This is a genomic window from Microtetraspora niveoalba (assembly GCF_001570405.1).
Taxonomy (GTDB): Bacteria; Actinomycetota; Actinomycetes; order Streptosporangiales; family Streptosporangiaceae; genus Microtetraspora; species Microtetraspora niveoalba.
On sequence record NZ_BBYM01000004.1, the window covers coordinates 198054 to 213786 of the forward strand.

The 15733-nt window shown below is 70.9% G+C and carries 17 protein-coding genes and 2 pseudogenes; 13 read left to right on the forward strand and 6 right to left on the reverse strand.

Annotated features, from left to right (window positions below; translation table 11 throughout):
- The first annotated feature begins 54 nt into the window (after positions 1-54).
- Both AWQ70_RS03860 and AWQ70_RS03865 read left to right on the forward strand, forming a co-directional pair.
- Positions 55-948, forward strand: coding sequence for an ABC transporter ATP-binding protein (locus AWQ70_RS03860; protein WP_067170689.1), 894 nt, complete (start codon positions 55-57; stop codon positions 946-948).
- On the forward strand, positions 945-3155 hold the full coding sequence (locus AWQ70_RS03865; protein ID WP_067170276.1) for an alpha/beta fold hydrolase: 2211 nt from the start codon (positions 945-947) through the stop codon (positions 3153-3155). Before AWQ70_RS03860 ends, AWQ70_RS03865 begins: the two co-directional genes overlap by 4 nt.
- 197 nt (positions 3156-3352) lie before the next feature.
- On the opposite strand, the gene AWQ70_RS03870 is transcribed toward AWQ70_RS03865, so the two are convergent.
- On the reverse strand, positions 3353-4621 hold the full coding sequence (locus tag AWQ70_RS03870; protein ID WP_245646710.1) for a hypothetical protein: 1269 nt from the start codon (positions 4619-4621) through the stop codon (positions 3353-3355).
- Here AWQ70_RS03870 and AWQ70_RS41040 point away from each other — a divergent pair.
- From AWQ70_RS41040 to AWQ70_RS41910, 3 genes and pseudogenes are all read left to right on the forward strand, one after another.
- A pseudogene (locus AWQ70_RS41040) lies at positions 4506-4772 on the forward strand (MFS transporter); the annotation flags it as partial. The gene AWQ70_RS03870 and the pseudogene AWQ70_RS41040 sit on opposite strands and share 116 nt — an antisense overlap.
- A 100-nt stretch (positions 4773-4872) precedes the next feature.
- Entirely contained in the window at positions 4873-5664 is a 792-nt protein-coding gene (locus tag AWQ70_RS41045) for an MFS transporter (protein WP_245646712.1), read from the forward strand.
- The gene (locus AWQ70_RS41910) at positions 5646-5777 is read left to right on the forward strand and encodes a hypothetical protein (RefSeq protein ID WP_281196829.1); all 132 of its coding nucleotides are present in this window, start codon (positions 5646-5648) and stop codon (positions 5775-5777) included. The genes AWQ70_RS41045 and AWQ70_RS41910 overlap by 19 nt, the downstream gene beginning before the upstream one ends.
- A gap of 86 nt (positions 5778-5863) precedes the next feature.
- On the opposite strand, the gene AWQ70_RS03880 is transcribed toward AWQ70_RS41910, so the two are convergent.
- The gene (locus tag AWQ70_RS03880) at positions 5864-6307 is read right to left on the reverse strand and encodes a MarR family winged helix-turn-helix transcriptional regulator (RefSeq protein ID WP_218004401.1); all 444 of its coding nucleotides are present in this window, start codon (positions 6305-6307) and stop codon (positions 5864-5866) included.
- A gap of 52 nt (positions 6308-6359) precedes the next feature.
- Between AWQ70_RS03880 and AWQ70_RS03885 the strand changes: the two genes are divergently transcribed.
- Positions 6360-6773: a RidA family protein gene (locus AWQ70_RS03885; RefSeq protein WP_373282301.1), complete on the forward strand. Its 414-nt coding sequence runs from the start codon at positions 6360-6362 to the stop codon at positions 6771-6773.
- Positions 6774-6985: 212 nt separating this feature from the next.
- On the opposite strand, the gene AWQ70_RS03890 is transcribed toward AWQ70_RS03885, so the two are convergent.
- Positions 6986-7576: an NADPH-dependent F420 reductase gene (locus tag AWQ70_RS03890; RefSeq protein WP_067170286.1), complete on the reverse strand. Its 591-nt coding sequence runs from the start codon at positions 7574-7576 to the stop codon at positions 6986-6988.
- 84 nt (positions 7577-7660) lie between these two features.
- On the opposite strand from AWQ70_RS03890, the gene AWQ70_RS03895 reads away from it, so the two are divergent.
- Positions 7661-8158 carry a MarR family winged helix-turn-helix transcriptional regulator gene (locus AWQ70_RS03895; protein ID WP_067170291.1) on the forward strand — a complete coding sequence of 166 codons (498 nt, stop codon included), beginning with the start codon at positions 7661-7663 and terminating at the stop codon, positions 8156-8158.
- 25 nt (positions 8159-8183) lie between these two features.
- On the opposite strand, the gene AWQ70_RS03900 is transcribed toward AWQ70_RS03895, so the two are convergent.
- Positions 8184-9104, reverse strand: a complete 921-nt coding sequence (locus AWQ70_RS03900; protein ID WP_067170294.1) for a LysR substrate-binding domain-containing protein — start codon at positions 9102-9104, stop codon at positions 8184-8186.
- Between the two features lie 371 nt (positions 9105-9475).
- On the reverse strand, positions 9476-10015 hold the full coding sequence (locus AWQ70_RS03905; RefSeq protein ID WP_245646714.1) for a DUF1062 domain-containing protein: 540 nt from the start codon (positions 10013-10015) through the stop codon (positions 9476-9478).
- 481 nt (positions 10016-10496) lie between these two features.
- Here AWQ70_RS03905 and AWQ70_RS03910 point away from each other — a divergent pair, with 481 nt between their 5' ends.
- The 3 genes from AWQ70_RS03910 to AWQ70_RS03925 all read left to right on the forward strand — a co-directional run bounded on the left by AWQ70_RS03910 (position 10497) and on the right by AWQ70_RS03925 (position 12995).
- Entirely contained in the window at positions 10497-10787 is a 291-nt protein-coding gene (locus AWQ70_RS03910; protein WP_067170300.1) for an ArsR/SmtB family transcription factor, read from the forward strand.
- Complete coding sequence (locus tag AWQ70_RS03915; RefSeq protein ID WP_067170304.1) at positions 10784-11170, forward strand: VOC family protein; 387 nt, start codon at positions 10784-10786, stop codon at positions 11168-11170. Before AWQ70_RS03910 ends, AWQ70_RS03915 begins: the two co-directional genes overlap by 4 nt.
- Before the next feature lie 640 nt (positions 11171-11810).
- Positions 11811-12995 carry an erythromycin esterase family protein gene (locus AWQ70_RS03925; RefSeq protein WP_067170310.1) on the forward strand — a complete coding sequence of 395 codons (1185 nt, stop codon included), beginning with the start codon at positions 11811-11813 and terminating at the stop codon, positions 12993-12995.
- Here the strand turns inward: AWQ70_RS03925 and AWQ70_RS38555 are convergent.
- Complete coding sequence (locus tag AWQ70_RS38555) at positions 12964-13107, reverse strand: hypothetical protein (RefSeq protein WP_157529870.1); 144 nt, start codon at positions 13105-13107, stop codon at positions 12964-12966. The genes AWQ70_RS03925 and AWQ70_RS38555 overlap by 32 nt on opposite strands.
- A 171-nt stretch (positions 13108-13278) precedes the next feature.
- Here AWQ70_RS38555 and AWQ70_RS03930 point away from each other — a divergent pair, with 171 nt between their 5' ends.
- The 3 genes and pseudogenes from AWQ70_RS03930 (at position 13279) to AWQ70_RS42605 (ending at position 15471) form a co-directional block, all read left to right on the forward strand.
- A complete protein-coding gene (locus AWQ70_RS03930) occupies positions 13279-13671 on the forward strand; it encodes a GntR family transcriptional regulator (RefSeq protein ID WP_067170696.1) in 393 nt (130 codons plus the stop codon).
- On the forward strand, positions 13668-14513 hold the full coding sequence (locus AWQ70_RS03935; RefSeq protein WP_067170312.1) for an ABC transporter ATP-binding protein: 846 nt from the start codon (positions 13668-13670) through the stop codon (positions 14511-14513). Before AWQ70_RS03930 ends, AWQ70_RS03935 begins: the two co-directional genes overlap by 4 nt.
- A gap of 38 nt (positions 14514-14551) precedes the next feature.
- A pseudogene (locus AWQ70_RS42605) lies at positions 14552-15471 on the forward strand (ABC-2 membrane transporter-related protein).
- Positions 15472-15733: the final 262 nt, after the last annotated feature.

Consider the following 15733-nt stretch of genomic DNA (forward strand, 5'->3'; position numbering starts at 1 on the left):
GCGCTGGGCTTGGGCGGATGGAGGGCGCGAGCACACGTGGCGAGGCTGAACCCCGTGATCGAAGTCAATGGCCTCACAGTCAGGTATGGCGACGCCACCGCGGTGGACGAGCTCACCTTCGCCGCGAAACCGGGCCAGGTGACCGGTTTCCTCGGCCCCAATGGCGCCGGGAAATCCACCACGATGCGAGCCATCCTCGGCCTGGAAGCCCCGCAAGCCGGCACCACCCTGGTCGCCGGGCGGCCCTACGCCTCGCTCAGACGCCCGCTGCTGACGCTCGGGGCGCTGCTGGACGCAGGAGCCGTACACGGTGGCCGCACCGCACGGGCGCACGTGGCGTGCGTGGCGCGCAGCAACGGCATCGGCCTGGCCCGAGTGGAGGAGGTGATCGACCGGGCGGGCCTGACGTCCGTGGCGGGCAAGCGGATCGCGACGTTCTCGCTGGGCATGAAGCAGCGGCTCGGGATCGCGGTGGCGCTGCTGGGCGACCCGGAGGCGCTGATGTTCGACGAACCGGTCAACGGACTGGACCCGGAGGGCGTGCGGTGGATCCGCGAGCTGATGCGCACGCTGGCCGCGGAGGGGCGGGCGGTGCTCGTCTCCAGCCACCTGATGGCCGAGATGGCCGTGACCGCCGACCACGTCGTGGTGATGGGGCGCGGCCGCCTGATCGCCGACACGGCCATGGCGGCCCTCGCCGAGCGGTACCGGCGCCACGTGCTCGTCCACACCGCCGACCCGGCCGCGCTGGCGACGGTTCTGCAGGCCAACGGGGGCGTCGTCCGGGTGGAGGACGGGCTGGCGGTGACCGGGCTCGACGCCAGGCGCATCGGCGAGCTGGCCTTCGCCCACGGCATCGCGCTGTACGAGCTCACGCCGCGCGAGGCCTCCCTGGAGGAGGCGTTCATGGAGCTGACCGACGACAGCAGGGAGTACGTGGCACGATGAAGGACGCGATCGCGGCGGAGTGGCTGAAGTTCAGAACGCTCCGCTCCAACCTCTACCTGCTGATCTCCGCACTGATCGCGGTGGGCCTCAGCTCGGGCGTGGCCTTCCTGGTCACACGCGGTTTCGACGCCCAGCAGGGCGCGGACCTGCGGCGCTTCGACAGCCTGGGCGACGGGCTGGGCACCGGCCTGCCCTTCGCCTACCTCGTGATGGGCGCGCTCGGCGCGCTTTCCATCACCACCGAATACGGCACGGGCCACATCAGCACGAGCCTCACGGCCGTCCCCGCTCGCCGCACCTTCCTCCTCGCGAAGATCCCGGTCCTGGTGGCCGTGAGCCTGGTCGCGGGGCAGGTGCTCGTCTTCGGCATGTACGCCGCCACCATGGCGGTCCTCGGCACCAGAGCGGACACGCTGCTGCTGGACGGGGAGACGCTCGGTGCCTCCCTGTCCGAGCCGGGCGTCCTGGCGGGGCTGCTGGTCACCGGCGCCTCGATGCCGCTGGTCGCGCTCATGGGGCTGGGACTCGGCACGGCGATCCGTTCCACGGCGGGCACGCTGGTCGCGCTGATCGTCGTGCTGCTGATCCTGCCCGTCGCCGCGCAGACCCTGCCGCGCCCGCTCGGCCACCAGATCGGCGCGCACCTCATCGGGGCGCTGCCCGGCCAGATAGCCGCTGACGGCCTGCTCACCCCGATCGCAGCGGGCGCGTTGCTGGCCGCCTACACCGTCGCCGCCCTGACCGCCGCGGCGGCCGCCATCGCGCTGCGCGGACACCGCCTCCGGCCGCTGCTCGCCGGTTCGGCCGCCACCGTCCTCCTGGTGGGCGCCGCGCCCGTATCCGCCGCCGCCACTCCCGACTCCATATTGACGTGGAAGCCCTGCGACAAGCTGCTCTGCAGCGAGATCCGCGTCCCCGTCGACTGGGCCGAACCCCGGGGCCGCACGATCACGCTCCCCCTCGCGATGCTGCCCCACACCGGCAGGCGCCACCGCATCGGCGTGCTGTTCTCCATCCCCGGCGGGCCCGGCGGGTCCGGAGTGCAGGACCTCGAGCGGCGCGCGGGCAGCTTCGCCCAGATCCGGGACCGCTTCGACGTCGTCAGCCTCCTGCCGCGCAACGGTGTCGAGCTGGGCGTCCTCGATCAGGACTGCCTCACCACCGGCCCGTGGATCACCAGGCCGGACAACGAGCGCGAGTGGGCCGCGCTGGGCCGCGCGAACCGGGCGGCCGCCGAACGTTGTCGCGCCGCCGACCCCGAGCTGTTCGGTCACCTCGACTCCGCCTCGTTCGCGCGCGACATCGACGCGATCCGTTCGGCGATGGGCGAGCGGCAGCTCACCTTCATGGCCACTTCTTACGGCGGCGTTCCCGGGCTCGCCTATGCCAGGCTCTTCCCCAGCCGGGTACGAGCGATGTACCTCGACGGGACCGTCAACAGGCTCCGGGACAAGAGCGAGGAGGATCGAGCGCGATACGCCCTTATGGAGGCGCAGTTCACCCGCTTCTCCCAGTGGTGCGCGAACGACTCCGCCTGCGCGCTGCATGGACGCGACGTCGGCACGGTGTGGAACGAACTCCGCTCCGCAGCCGACCGCTCCCCCGTGCCCGCCGAGAAAGGGGTCGCGTACAGCGGGTTCGACATCACCGTGGCCGCCATGCCCCACCTCGTCACGCCCGGCGTGGGCAACGCCCGCTGGAAGGAACTGGCCCAGGCGATCAGGCGGGCCGAGAAGGGGGACGCCACCGGATTCTCCGACTACGTCAAGGCGGGAACGCTGGGCAGCTTGAAGCCACCCTCGTTCGTCGGGATGAACATGACCCATTGCCTGGACGGAATCCGCTATCGCGACTACGCGGAGTACCGCCGCCTGCGAGCCCTGGGCGACCGGATCGCACCGCACCTGTCCGGTAACGAGCTGTGGCACCCACTGGGCTGCGTGGGCTGGCCCGAACCGGTACGCGATCCCACCGCTCCTCTTCCCGTGGACCGGCTGCCGCCGTTCGTCGGCGCGGGCACGTGGACCGACTATGCGGACACCGCCGACCTCGCCCTCCGGGTGCCGGGATCGGGCACGATCCGCTTCGAGGGGCATGGGCACGGGCTGTACCACACGGGTGACCCGTGCACGATCGCGCACGCCAACCGGTACTTCATCGACCTCCGCGTCCCGCCCGGGAACACCGTCTGTCGCGCGGAGAGTTGATCCGTCGTGCGGCACGACGGCCGGAGGCGAGGCGACGCGAGCGTGGTCCGCACGGTGCGCCGAAACCGGGCCCTCGGTCTTGAACTCGTACGCCAGCCCGCACCGTACGAACCGAGCGGCCTGTACATGCACCTCCGCATGGTGGAGATCACGGTGGAGATCAGGGTGGAGGTCGGGTGGAGAGCCGATCGTGTGCGTCAGACGGGCAGGGTCGCGGCGAGGGGTGCGCCGATCTGGACGTGGAAGTACGCCGCGAAATCGTCGTCGTCGACACCGCCCCGCGACGCGTCGATGATCACGACGGACCCGGCCACGATGCCGGTGAATCCCGTACCGGTCCTCCGGCACTGTTCGAGGCGCTCGGTGATCGCGCCGCGAACGGCGTCGGTCAGGAAGGTGAGCCCGTGCGGGAACTCCTGGCTGAGCGGATGCCGTTGCCGCCCCGACTCGATCAGGCTGCCGATGCCGAAGCCGGCCGACACGATCTGATCACCGCGGAGGCTGACCCGGAAGTAGCCGTTCGACTGGGGACGGTTGCAGCTCTCCTGCGGCGGATAGAAGCAGTCGTATCCGCCGGCCAGGAGGTCGCCGACGGCCGAGCTCATGGTGGTCGCGTAGTGCTCGGCGCCGAACGGCCACCGCCGCACGGAGCCGTCCCTGGCGGTGACGACCAGCCCGTTGAGGTCCGAATAGTTGTAGTCCGCGTACTCGTCCCGCCACCCGGCCCGGGGTATCTCGCCGCTCCGCCGCACCGTGTCGCTCCGGCGGTCGCGGTCGAAGTCGTCGATCTCCTCGCGGAGGCGGTCGCCGGCGCCGGACCAGACCGCGGTCAGCGACGAGGCGGCGGCAGCGGCGACCTGGCCGTCTTCCTTCCCAGCGGGGGCCGGGAACCACGCCCAGGCGAGCCGGTCCTCGCGGTCCAGAAGGAACTGCGCCACCTGCGGAACGACCGTGTCCGTCTCGTCACGGCGACCGATCCGGCACCACAGGGAGCGGCCGTCCGCGTTGCCGCGGACCTGCGCGCAGAACCAGCCGGCCTCCGTCAACGGCCGCGTGAGGGCCCCGGCGGTGCCGTTGGCCGGGACGGGCTCGGCGCGCGAGGTCTCCCCCGCCGCTTCGTGGTCGTACACCCCGTGGGGCGGCAGCGGCGGCGGGTCGGCCGAGCGGGTGCAGCCGGTCAGCGTGAGCGGGGCGATGACCATGATCGTCAAAGCGGCGAGCACGGCGCGGGCGACGGGCCGCCGCCGAGGGGCGGTCATGGAGACGGGACGGAACACGGGGTTCATCGAAGCGGCTGACCACCGGCTGGGCAACTTCGGGCCGCGCTTGCTGGCGGTGGGCACCTTCTTGATGCTCACGACCGAGTTCTTGGTCGCGGGCCTGCTGCCGGAGATCGCTGGCGACCTGCGGGTGAGCGTGCCCCAGGCGGGGCTGCTGATCACGGTGTTCGCGGTCGGGATGATCATCGGTGCGCCCCTGATGGCGCTGCTGACGCTGCGGCTGCCCAGACGGTTGACGCTGATGCTGGCCTTGGGCGTGTTCGCGGCCGGGCACCTGGTCGTCGCGGTCGGCTCCAGCTTCGCGCTGCTGCTGGCGGCACGGTTTGTGACGGCGCTGGCGACCGGGGCGTTCTGGGCGGTGGCCAACGTGACCGCCGGCCGCGCCGCGGGTCCCGCCGCGGGCTCCCGCGCCCCTGGGCCTGGTGGGCGCCGGAGGCATGCTCGCCAATGTCGTCGGTGTGCCGCTCGGCGCGTTCGCCGGGCAACTGGTGGGCTGGCGGGGCCCGTTCTGGGCGCTGGCGGTCCTGGCGGTGGCGGCCGCCGGCCTGATCGCCCGCACCGTCCCGCACGACGGCCCGGATCATCGGGCGGTTTCGGTGCGGTCGGAGGTGGCGGCTCTGCGCTCGGGTCGCCTGTGGCTGGTGCTGGCTGCCTGCGCGACCACGACCGGCGGGGTGCTGTCGGCCTACTCCTACATCGCGCCGCTGCTGACCGGCCGGACCGGTATCGCGGCCGGGCTCGTGCCGCTGGTGCTCGTCGGCTTCGGCATCGGAGCCTTGGCGGGCTCGCTGGTCGGGGGCCGGCTGGGGGACGCCCGCCCGCACACCGCGACGATCGGGGCGGCCACGGGTGCCACGGTCCTGCTGCCGGCGATCTGCCTGCTGTCGGCCCACGCCTGGGCCACGGTCGTTCTGGTCGCGCTGCTGGGGTTCTTCGGGCTCGGCGCCAATCCGGTGCTGATCTCCCTGTCGGTCCGCTTCGCGGGTGAGGCGCCTACCCTGGCGTCCGCCCTGAGCGTCTCGGCGTTCAATCTCGGCACGGCGGTCGGCACCTGGATCGCCGGGCACGCCCTCGACTCGTCCCTGGAGGCCACCGGACCCGCCGTGGTCGGCGCCGCCATCGCCACGCTGACCTTGATCCCGACGATCAGGATCGCCCTCGTCCAGCGCCGCCGCTCGGTGAAGCGCCCAGGGAGACACGGAGGATTCGCATGTCCAACCCGTACATGACCGACGCCAAGCAGTACAACGTGAGCTCCGATGCGACGATCGACCAGAACCGCGAGAGCGGCGCGGGCCTGTACGACGAGATCAACCCCGGCCGGCGGATCACGCTGACGTAGGTGTTCGACATCCCGGCCAAGGCGACGCCGCGAGTGATCGGCATGGTCGGGCTGGAGGGGGGCGGCGTGCGTGGTCGCACCGATGATCAGCCGGGTCCGCCGACGATCTCCTCGCGGGTGAGGCGGGAGAGCGCCTCTACGGCGCGCAGGAAGCCCAGGCGCTCGTCCGCGGGCAGCCGGGCGAGCAGCCGTTCCTCGTTGGCCTGGATGGCGGCCCGCGCCGACCGGCAGGCGTCGCTGCCCCTGGCCGTGATCGCGAGGATGCGCGCCCGGCGGTCACGGGGGTCGGGGTCGCGCGAGATGAGCCCGTCGGCCTGCAGCCTGTCCAGAGTGCTGATGATGCGGGTCTTGTCGGCGCCGATCGCCTCCGCCAGGGCGGCCTGGGTGCGTACGGTGTTGTTGTCGAGGGCGGTGAGCACCGCGTAGCCCCACATGGTGATCCCGTGTGCGGCCAGCACAGGTCGCTCGGCGGCGATGAGCGACTGCACCAGGGGCTGGAGCATCTCGGCAAGGTCGCGGCGATCCGTCACGGGCCCAACGATAGTCGTTGACAGATGAAAAGCATCTGTAGATTATATGCGGATGCCTACTAATTCTGCAGTGCGACTGATCCGCAACGACCGTCTCGCGAAGACCGTCGAATACGCCTACGCCGCCGTCGCCGACGCCCCCGTGCGTTCCATCTGGGTGGCCGGCGCCTGCCCGCTCGACCTCGACGGCAACACGGTCGCCGTCGGGGACTACGCGGGCCAGACCCACCAGGTGATGCGCAACCTTGTGACCGCGCTGGAGGGCGCCGGCGCGTCACTGACCGACGTCGCCAAGACCACCGTGTACGTGGCCTCCTCCAACCAGGCCGACCTGGTCGCCGCGTGGGAGGTGTATCGCGAGTACATGGGCGAGCACGACGTGCCCAGCACCCTGCTCGGGGTCGCCGTTCTCGGCTACCACGACCAGTTGGTCGAGGTGGAAGCCGTCGCGGTGATCCCCGGCTGACGGAGTCGCGCGTTCCCGTGCATGAGCCGGCGGTGGGCGGAGGGTGAGCAATGTTGAGATCGCCTACCCGCCCGCCGACTTCACCGTCACGGGCGCCGGCCGCATCGGCCGGAGCCCCGTAGGCGTCCGCCGTCGCGGCGAGGCGCCGTTCGGCGCCCGGCAACCTTCACCTGCACCGGATCCCGAAGAGGGCCGACGCGCCCCTCGAGGCGCTACCGGCCTCGGGCGAGAACGAGGCCGATCCGCTCCCCCAGCCCTTGGCCGTACCCGAGCTGGACCAGCAGCTCGCACACCGGCTCCAGATACCGCGCGTTGGTCATCGGCCCCACGTCGATCGCGTCGAACCCCAACTGGGTTCCCAGTTCGACGGCGACCTTCCTGCTCTCCGGGTCGTCTCCCGCCACCGGCACCAGCAGCCGGCGGCCATCCAGCACGGGAGTCGCCATGGTGGCCGCGAACACGGTGTTGAACGCCTTGACGACCCTCGCGCCCGGCAGCGCGGCCGCGACCTGCTCGCCGCCCGAGGTCTCGTGGCCCACGGTCAGGGACATGAAGTCGGGCGACAACGGATTGGTGGCGTCGATCACGACCTTCCCGCGCAGCGCCGCCTTCAGTTCGCCGTCGAATCCCTTCACCGCCGGGTAGGGCACGGCCAGTACGACGACGTCGGCGCGTGTGGCCTGGTCGACCGCCCGCTCCTGAGGCGTCGAGGTGTTGACGGTGGTGACACCGTGGCCGACCTCGGCGAACCGCTCCGCCAGGACGGAGCCGACGTTGCCCGTTCCGATGACGCAGATCTCCACGAGACTTCTCCTGTTCTTGTTTCGAATTCGAAGCAACGTAGCACACTTAACTTCGAATTCGAAGCACCCGGTAGAGTGACGCTCATGGGCGAGCCCAGATGGCTGAACGAGACCGAGATGCAGGCGTGGGCCGGCTTCCTCGAGGCGTCCGACCTGCTCAACCGGCTGGTGGAACTTCATCTGCGCGAGGCGGGCGGGGTGACCCGGGTGCAGTACGAGATCCTGCACCGGCTCAACGAGAGCCCCGAGAGCCTGCGCATGACCGAACTGGCCGCGCTGATGGTCTGTTCACCGAGCGGCCTGAACTACCAGGTGGGCCAACTGGTCAAGAGCGGGCTCGTCCGGCGCGATCCCGACCCCTCCGACGAGCGCGGCATCCTGATCTCCCTCACCGAGCAGGGGCGTGCCGTACTCCTCGCCGCGGCTCCGGGGCATGTGGCGACCATCAGGGCGGGCTTGATCGACCTGCTGAGCGAGCAGCAGGTGGCGCAGCTCGCGTCGATCATGAAGGTCGCTCGCGACCACTTGCGGAGCCTCGTCCCGACGGCGCCTTCCCGCAGGGCGGTCGACAAGCGGAGCTGACCGGTCATCTCCCACGCCCCGGACATCAGGCGCCGGCCGGGGCCGTCACGTCCGCGGCCGCCTGCCGGAGCGCGCGGCGGCACGCCTTGATCCCGGGGTGCCGGCTGCGGCCTTGGCGCACCGCGGTGAAGACGCGGCGGCTGCGCTGGCCGGCGGGAAGCCGACGCAGCGCGACGGTCGGCGGCTTTCCGTTCCATACGAGGTCGGGGAGCAGGGCGACGGCGTGGCCCAGCTCGACAAGGCGCAGGTGGATCAGGAGGTCGGTGGTCTCGAAGCGCACATCGGGTTCGAAGCCGGCGTTGCGGCACAGGGTCATGGCCCAGTGGCGGGCGGCGGTGCCCTCGGGCTCCATGACCCACGGGTGGCCGGCGAGCGAGCGCGGCGAGGCGGTGGGGCCGTACTTCTCGTCCGCGGGTCCGGGCGTCGCCAGGTGGAGGGGGTCGTCGAGCAGATCTTCCTGTTCGAGTCCTGCGGGCCGAGGGTTGGGGTTACCCGGATACTCCTCGGCGATGACCAGGTCGAAGTCGCGGGCCTGGAGCGCGGGCAGGGCCGCTTCCGGAGGCATCTGCGTCACGTGCACCCGCAGGGCGGGGTGGAGGTCGCGCAGCATGGTCAGCGCGGGCGGCACCAGGGCGAGGGCCGCGGTCTGGAACGAGGCGATGCGCAGCGTGCCGGTCAGTTCGGTCAGGGAGGTCGCGATGTCCGCCTCGGCTCGTTCCAGCCGCTCCAGCACCGCCTCGGTGTGCGCGACGAGGATCTCCGCCTGCGTTGTCAGCCGTACCCGGCGGCCGACCGGTTCCAGCAGCGGGACACCGACCTCCGCCTCCAGGAGGGAAAGCTGCTGGGAGACCGAGGACGGGCTGTAGGACAGGGCGGCGGCGACGGCCGCGAGGGTGCCGCGGTGCTTGAGTTCGCGCAGCAGTCGCAGTCGGTGCAGGTCGTACATCGGCGGATCGCTCTCTTCGCTTCTCGCGCGTCCGTGGAACGGTCGGTTCTCCTGATGAATATAGGTCGGAAACATTCGCTGGACCGACGGAACGCGGAGGCCGCACGCTCGGACGCACGACAGGTCTCGCGCTCATCGGCTTCGGCCTCGCGGTCGCGACCGCGTCACGCTGATCGGCGGCCGCCGTCCCGGCACGCCGGCAGCTGCTACGAGTCGCCGGCGCGGCCGGGGAGCAGCCACAGCCCCGCAACGCCATGATGACGTCTCCGGCAGTGCCGCCCCGGCCACGCCGGCGGGCCGTTCTTGGTCTTGCCGACGATGTCGCGGCGCGGTCCCCGGCCAGGGAGAGGACCGCCGCCGCGACATCCCCGCTAGTCCCCGGCCATCACGGTGAAGGTGAACCCGGCGCTCACCGGACGCCGCAGCGGAATGTCGCACTTGATCCGGCGCAGCACCTCGTTCCTGCTGATGCCGAGCCCTTGCGCGATGAGCCGCTCCGGTCGCATCGGCACCGGATCCTCGAAGACGACCTCCACCTGGACCGGCCACGTCTCGTCGAGCCATGCCGACGGGGTGTCCAGCCGCCAGGCCCCCTTCCAGTCCAGCGTGAACCGGTTGCGCCGGGCGAGCAGCGGATCCAACAGTTTGGCCGCCACCAGCTCCGGATCGTTGGCGCGGTAGCCGTCGAGCTCGGCCGGATCGAAGGATCTGACCGGCGCTCGCTCGTGCACGGTGAGCTTGCTCGTCCGATCACAGGACACGCAGCGGACCAGCAGCCACACGTCCAGCAGCTTGCCGTTGGCGTTGACGCGGAACCTGCCCGCGCCGGTGGTGGCCGACTCCGACCGACAGTCGACGCACCGAAACGACAGTAGAGGCAGCCTGGTCCGACGAACGACCCAGGGCAGCACGGTATGAGGTTGTGAAGACATGATCTCTCTAGACCTGACACGAGGCCGATTGCGCGCGGCCTCAAACGCTGTATGACCGGGCGCACATGGGCAGCCCGGCAGAGCCGACGAGAGGGTCGGCTTGAAGGTGAGCGGAAGAAGGTGTCAGGTCTAAAGAGCAGGCGGGGTCACGCGGTTTGTCCTCTGTCCTCACTGCGACGGGGCCGCAGGCAACCTACGGGAACGCGGAAGGAAGGCTCAAACGGTTTTCCGGCGGCGGTGATGCCTGTCAGTTGAGTCCACCGCGGCAAGTCCGCAGCCGCAACGCGACCGGCAACAGCTCACCCGATTCCGCGCGGCCCACCGTCTCGCCGCCGACCGGCCACTTTCCCGCTCGGCCGGTGGCGCCCTGTTCCGCACCTCGGGTCGCCGCCCTCCTGGGCCTTCGGGCGCCGCGAACCCAACTTGATAGGCAAGTCGGTACTTGCCTATTGTGGGAGTCATGGCGGAGGATGTCTTCAAGGCCCTGGCCGACCCCACCCGCCGGCGCATCCTTGATGAGCTGGTGGAGCGGGACGGCCAGACCCTGTTCGAGATTTGCACACGGCTGGTCACCAAACACGGTCTCGGACTGTCCCGCCAGGCGATCAGCCAGCATTTGGCGGTACTGGAATCCGCAGGTCTGGTCCGCACGCGGCGCCAGGGCCGCTACAAGTTCCACGATCTGACCACCGAACCCCTTGAGCGCATCGTCACCCGGTGGCTCAAGCCCGACACCCCGGAGGCACCATGAGGATCTACATCACCTGCGTCTTCGTCGATGACCTGGACAAGGCACTGCGCTTCTATACCGACAAGCTCGGCTTCGTGAAGAAGACCGATCTCCCGCTGGGCGCAGCCCGCTGGCTCACCGTGGTCTCGCCGGAAGACCTCGGCGGGACCGAACTGCTGCTGGAGCCCGACGGCCATCCCGCCGTGAAGCCGTACAAGGAGGCGCTGGTCAATGACGGCATCCCGGCCGCCTCCTTCGCCGTGGACGACGTGGCCGCCGAGTTCGACCGGCTGCGCGCGCTCGGGGTCCGATTCACGCAAGAGCCGCTGGAGATGGGACAGGTCACCACAGCCGTCCTGGACGACACCTGCGGCAACCTGATCCAGATCGTGCACACCAAGTAACGCGATCGAGCTGTTCCGCCACGATCCCGATCGTCGGACGAGCAGGCCGTCCGGCATCTCCGGCACTCGCTCCTGCTGAGGCTCGGCGTGTGCGACATCGACGGCCGGTCAGCCGGTCAGCTTGTCCGGCGTGCGCGACCTGGAGTCACATGCCGTGGCCGGTCGCCTATGACCTGCTCGCAGAGGCGGGCTTCCGATTCGGGTGAGAAGGGATCGACGCGGGCCCGCACGGCGCGGCGGGTGTCCTCGGCGATGAGGTCGGTGTTGATCGCTCTGGCGGCGCCCGAGCCGGTGGCGGCCGCCGCGAATACGTTCGCGGTGGGATCGGCGAGGTTGCCCGCGACCCACACACCCGGCACCGGGGTGGGCCCGGTCCTGTCGGCCGCGGTGTACGCCCCGAGCCCGTTGGCCGCCCGTCCGTGGCGACGACCTGGGGTGCTGTTCCGGCCGGGCGGTGTTCCGCCTGAGGGGCAGGATGCCGGCGTCCTCGTCGCTCCTGATCGCCTGGGTGGACAGGCCGTGCTCGCGCGCCTGGTCCACCGGCCTCACGGACACATTGCCGATTGAAGGTTCATCGCGATGAAAGCGAGGATTGTCTCCGGAAAGTTTACACCGAAGGTTCAAAGATACGGTTGAGGTCATGGACATCAAGGACACGGCCCGTCCGCTCGACGGCGCGGGCGTCTCGGCGCTCCTCCGGTCGCTGCCCGCCCGGCCCCTGCTGCTCGGCCTGGGCGAGGCCAGGCACTTCGTGGGGGAACTGGGCGAGCTGCGCAACGAGATCTTCCGGCACCTGGTCGAGCACGAGGGTTACCGGTCGTTCGCCGTCGAGAGCGACTGTCTCATGGGCCTCGTGGTGGACGACTACATCACGACGGGGGCGGGCACGCTCGATGACGTCATGGAACGCGGCTTCAGCCACGGCTTCGGCGCGTCACCGGCCAACCGCGATCTCGTGCGCTGGATGCGGGCCTACAACGAGGAGCATGACGAAAAGCTCCGGTTCTTCGGGTTCGACGGCCCTCTGGAGTATTGGGCGGCGAGCCCGCGCCAGGCGCTCACCGCCCTCTACGCCCTCCTCGACGGCCCGCTCCCCCGCACTGTGGTGACCAGGGAAATCCTCGACACGCTGCTGGGCCCGGACGACCGGTGGTCGAACGAGGCCGCGGCCATGGATCCGTCCCAGTCGATCGGCCGGTCCGCCGACGCCCGGCGGCTGCGACTGATCGCGGACGACCTGGTGGCGCTGCTCGACACGCAGGCGCCGCAGCTGAGCCCGGAGGACAGGGAGCGGGCGGCGCTGTACGGGCGCACCGCCACCGGCCTGCTCCGCTACCACTACTGGATGGCCGACGCCTCCCCGGAACGGTGGACCCGGCTGTCGGCCCTGCGGGACGCGATGATGGCCGCCAACCTGCGTGCCGTCGCCGAGCACGGCCCGGCCCTCGTCTTCGCCGGCAACCTCCACCTGCAGCGGAACAAGAGCCTGATGCCGTTCGGCGACCAGTCGCTGGAGTGGTGGAGCGCGGGAGCGATCACCGCGACGCACCTGGGCGACCGGTACGCCTTCCTGGCCTCGGCCCTCGGCACAGTCGGTGACGACACCCCGCCCCCGGACACGGTCGAGGGCGTCCTGTCCACGCTCCCGTGGGACCACTCGCTCATCGACGCCCGCCGCCTGGCCGAGGCCATCACGAAGCCCGCCGCGCGCATCTCCCGCGATTTCGCCTATTTCCCGCTGGACCCGGCCCAGCTCGACACGATCGACGCCGTCGTCTTCCTCAAGCAGGCTGTCAGGCTGTCAATGGGGGCGGCGCCGTCCTGAACGTCTGGTCGGCCCCGACCTCGGCCGGCACCCGGTAGACCCCGGCCGAGGTCGGGTGGCGTCCCTTGTTCTTGCCGCTGGGAACGACCAGCTTGGGCACGATCTCCGGCACCGGCGCCCCTGGGCTCGCACGCTACGGGCGCAGCCGATCATGTCGTCGAACACCTCCGGGCGGCCATCGTGGCCGGCCACCAAAGGGCGGAGTCCGCGTGCCGACCACGGGTTGACAAGCGTGATCGAATACAACACCCTTTCACTATTCGATTAGTGAAAGGGTGTTTTGTTGATCGAGTTCAACCTGGACCGAGGCTCGGGGGTTTCGACGTACCTGCAGCTCGTTCACCAGGTCAAACAAGCGCTCCGGCTCGGTACGCTGCGGCCGGGCGACCAGTTGCCGACCGCTCGCGAGGTGGTCGAGAGCCTCGCCATCAATCCCAATACCGTGCTCAAGGCCTACCGGGAGCTGGAGCGCGAAGGGCTGGTCGAGGGGCGGCCGGGGATGGGCACGTTCGTCCGGCAGGGCATCGCGGGTGCGACGCTCGCCGAGCACACGCGGCTGCGGCGCGGTCTGGAGGCGTGGGTGCGCGAGGCCCGCGCGGCCGGGCTGGATCAGGAGGACCTCCGAGCGCTGTTCACCGTGGTCCTGGCCGACGCCGCGAGGGAGGGCGTGGCGTGAGACCGGCTTTGGAGGCGACCGGGCTGGGGGTCCGCCGTCGCCGTACGTGGGCGTTGCGCGACTGCTCGCTGTCGGTGCCCGCAGGACGCGTGGCGGCGCTCGTCGGGCCCAACGGCGCGGGCAAGACCACGCTCATGCACGCGGCCGTCGGCCTGCTGCGGCCCGCGCTGGGAAGCGTCCGCGTTGCCGGCGAGGCGGCGTTCGTGGCGCAGGACAAGCCACTGTACGAAAGCTTCACCGTCGCCGAGATGCTCATCTTCGGCCGCCGCATGAACACCCGCTGGGACGACGCCGCCGCTGCCGGCCGGCTGGCCGGACTCGGCATCCCGCTGGAGCGGAAGGTGAGCGGGCTGTCGGGCGGGCAGCAGGCACAGGTGGCGGTCACGCTGGCGCTGGCCAGCCGACCCGACCTGCTCGTGCTGGACGAACCGCTGGCCAACCTCGACCCGCTCGCCCGTCACGACGTGATGCGCTCGATCATGGCGGAGGTGGCCGGGCGGGAGCTGACCGTGCTGCTGTCCTCGCACGTCGTCTCCGACCTGGAGGAGACCTGCGACTGGCTGATCGTGCTGAACGGGGGCCGACTGCAGGTCAGCGGCGACATCGAGGAACTGCTCGACAAGCATCTCGTACTCACCGGGCCGCACGAAGCGTCGGCGGCGGGGACGCAGATGGTGAGCGCGAGCCGTACCGGCAGGCAGGTCAGCATGCTGGTCAGGGGCGCGCCGCCGCTCGACCCGCGCTGGCAGGCGCGGCGCCCCGGGCTGGACGAGCTCGTCATGGGCTACCTGCGCAGCCCCGAGTCGGCGGTGCTGCCGCACCTGGCGGGGGTGGATGCGTGATCTGGGTGACATGGCGCCAGCACCGGGCGCAGATCCTCATGACGGCCGGCTTCCTGGCGCTGCTGGGGGCGCTGCTGCTGGGCTCGGCCGTAGAGGCGAGCTGGTACGTGGCCGCGCACGCCCCGCCGGGCTGCCCCGGGCCGGCTCTGGCGTGCGGCGACCTGGCGGTGGCGCTCGGGCAGCGCTACGACGCGGTCTACTCGGTGTTCGGCTGGATGCCGCTGGTGGCGCCGGCCTTGATCGGGGCGTTCTGGGGCGCGCCGCTGCTCGGCCGCGAGTACGAGCGCGGCACCCACCGCCTGGCCTGGACCCAGGCCGTGCCCATATGGCGGTGGCTGGCGGTCAAGCTGTCGGTCCTGGGCGGCCGGTCGTGGCGGGCGGGCTGCTGCTGTCGCTCATGGTGAGCCTGTGGCGGCCGGTGTTCAGGGCGGGGGTCGACTCCACGTTCGGCAACATCGGCGTGTTCAACATGGTCGGGGTGGCGCCGGCGGCGTGGTGGCTGTACGCGTTCGCGCTCGGCACCGCAGCCGGCACCCTGTTCCGACGGACGCTGCCCGCGATGGCGCTGGTCGTGGCCGGGGTGGCGATGACGATGTTCACGCTGTTCCAGCTGAGCGACCACTACGCCGAGCCGGCGCGTACCGAGCTGTCCGGCACCGTGCTGCTGGACGATCCCGACGTCCGGCTGGTGAGCGCCGCCTGGGTGGAGCCGTCCGGGAGGGAGGTTGCCGAACCGGTCGACAGCGGCTGCCGGCGCCGGGTGGACATGGGGCAGAGCAACAAGAACACCGAGGCGTGGCAGGCCTGCCTGTTCGGCAAGGGCTACCGGCACGTGGTGTACTACCAGCCCCCGTCCAGGTTCTGGCGCTTCCAATGGACTGAGGCGGGAATCCTGGCGCTCGCATCGGCGGCCCTCGGCGGCCTGGCCGTGCGCCGCACCCTCCGCCGCCCCGGCTGACCGGCCGGTTCCGGGCAGGAGGCGGTCCAGGACCGGGGGTCGCTCGCCGCGGCCGGGGAACTCACCGACCTGATGGCCACGATGCCCCACACCATGAGCGTCCACCTGGATCGAATCGAGCTGGCAACCGGGCCCGCGCCGTGGACGGGCAGCAAGCGGTGGCCGCCGGATCGCACCTCGCGGAGATCCGCGTCCGCGTGGGGCAACTGCGCGGCCCCCGCCAGCAGAAGTTCCAGCATTGATCCCGGCCAGGCGGTTCAGC

Coding starts and splice junctions, on each gene's coding strand:
- AWQ70_RS03870 (WP_245646710.1), bottom strand. CDS start 4,621: ATGATCATCCCGACCGCGAACACCGTGATCAGCAGCCCCGCCTGGGGC.
- AWQ70_RS03885 (WP_373282301.1), top strand. CDS start 6,360: ATGCCTACTAATTCTGCAGTGCGACTGATCCGCAACGACCGTCTCGCG.
- AWQ70_RS41910 (WP_281196829.1), top strand. CDS start 5,646: ATGTCCAACCCGTACATGACCGACGCCAAGCAGTACAACGTGAGCTCC.
- AWQ70_RS03925 (WP_067170310.1), top strand. CDS start 11,811: ATGGACATCAAGGACACGGCCCGTCCGCTCGACGGCGCGGGCGTCTCG.
- AWQ70_RS03910 (WP_067170300.1), top strand. CDS start 10,497: ATGGCGGAGGATGTCTTCAAGGCCCTGGCCGACCCCACCCGCCGGCGC.
- AWQ70_RS03895 (WP_067170291.1), top strand. CDS start 7,661: ATGGGCGAGCCCAGATGGCTGAACGAGACCGAGATGCAGGCGTGGGCC.
- AWQ70_RS03865 (WP_067170276.1), top strand. CDS start 945: ATGAAGGACGCGATCGCGGCGGAGTGGCTGAAGTTCAGAACGCTCCGC.
- AWQ70_RS41045 (WP_245646712.1), top strand. CDS start 4,873: ATGCTCGCCAATGTCGTCGGTGTGCCGCTCGGCGCGTTCGCCGGGCAA.
- AWQ70_RS03915 (WP_067170304.1), top strand. CDS start 10,784: ATGAGGATCTACATCACCTGCGTCTTCGTCGATGACCTGGACAAGGCA.
- AWQ70_RS03900 (WP_067170294.1), bottom strand. CDS start 9,104: ATGTACGACCTGCACCGACTGCGACTGCTGCGCGAACTCAAGCACCGC.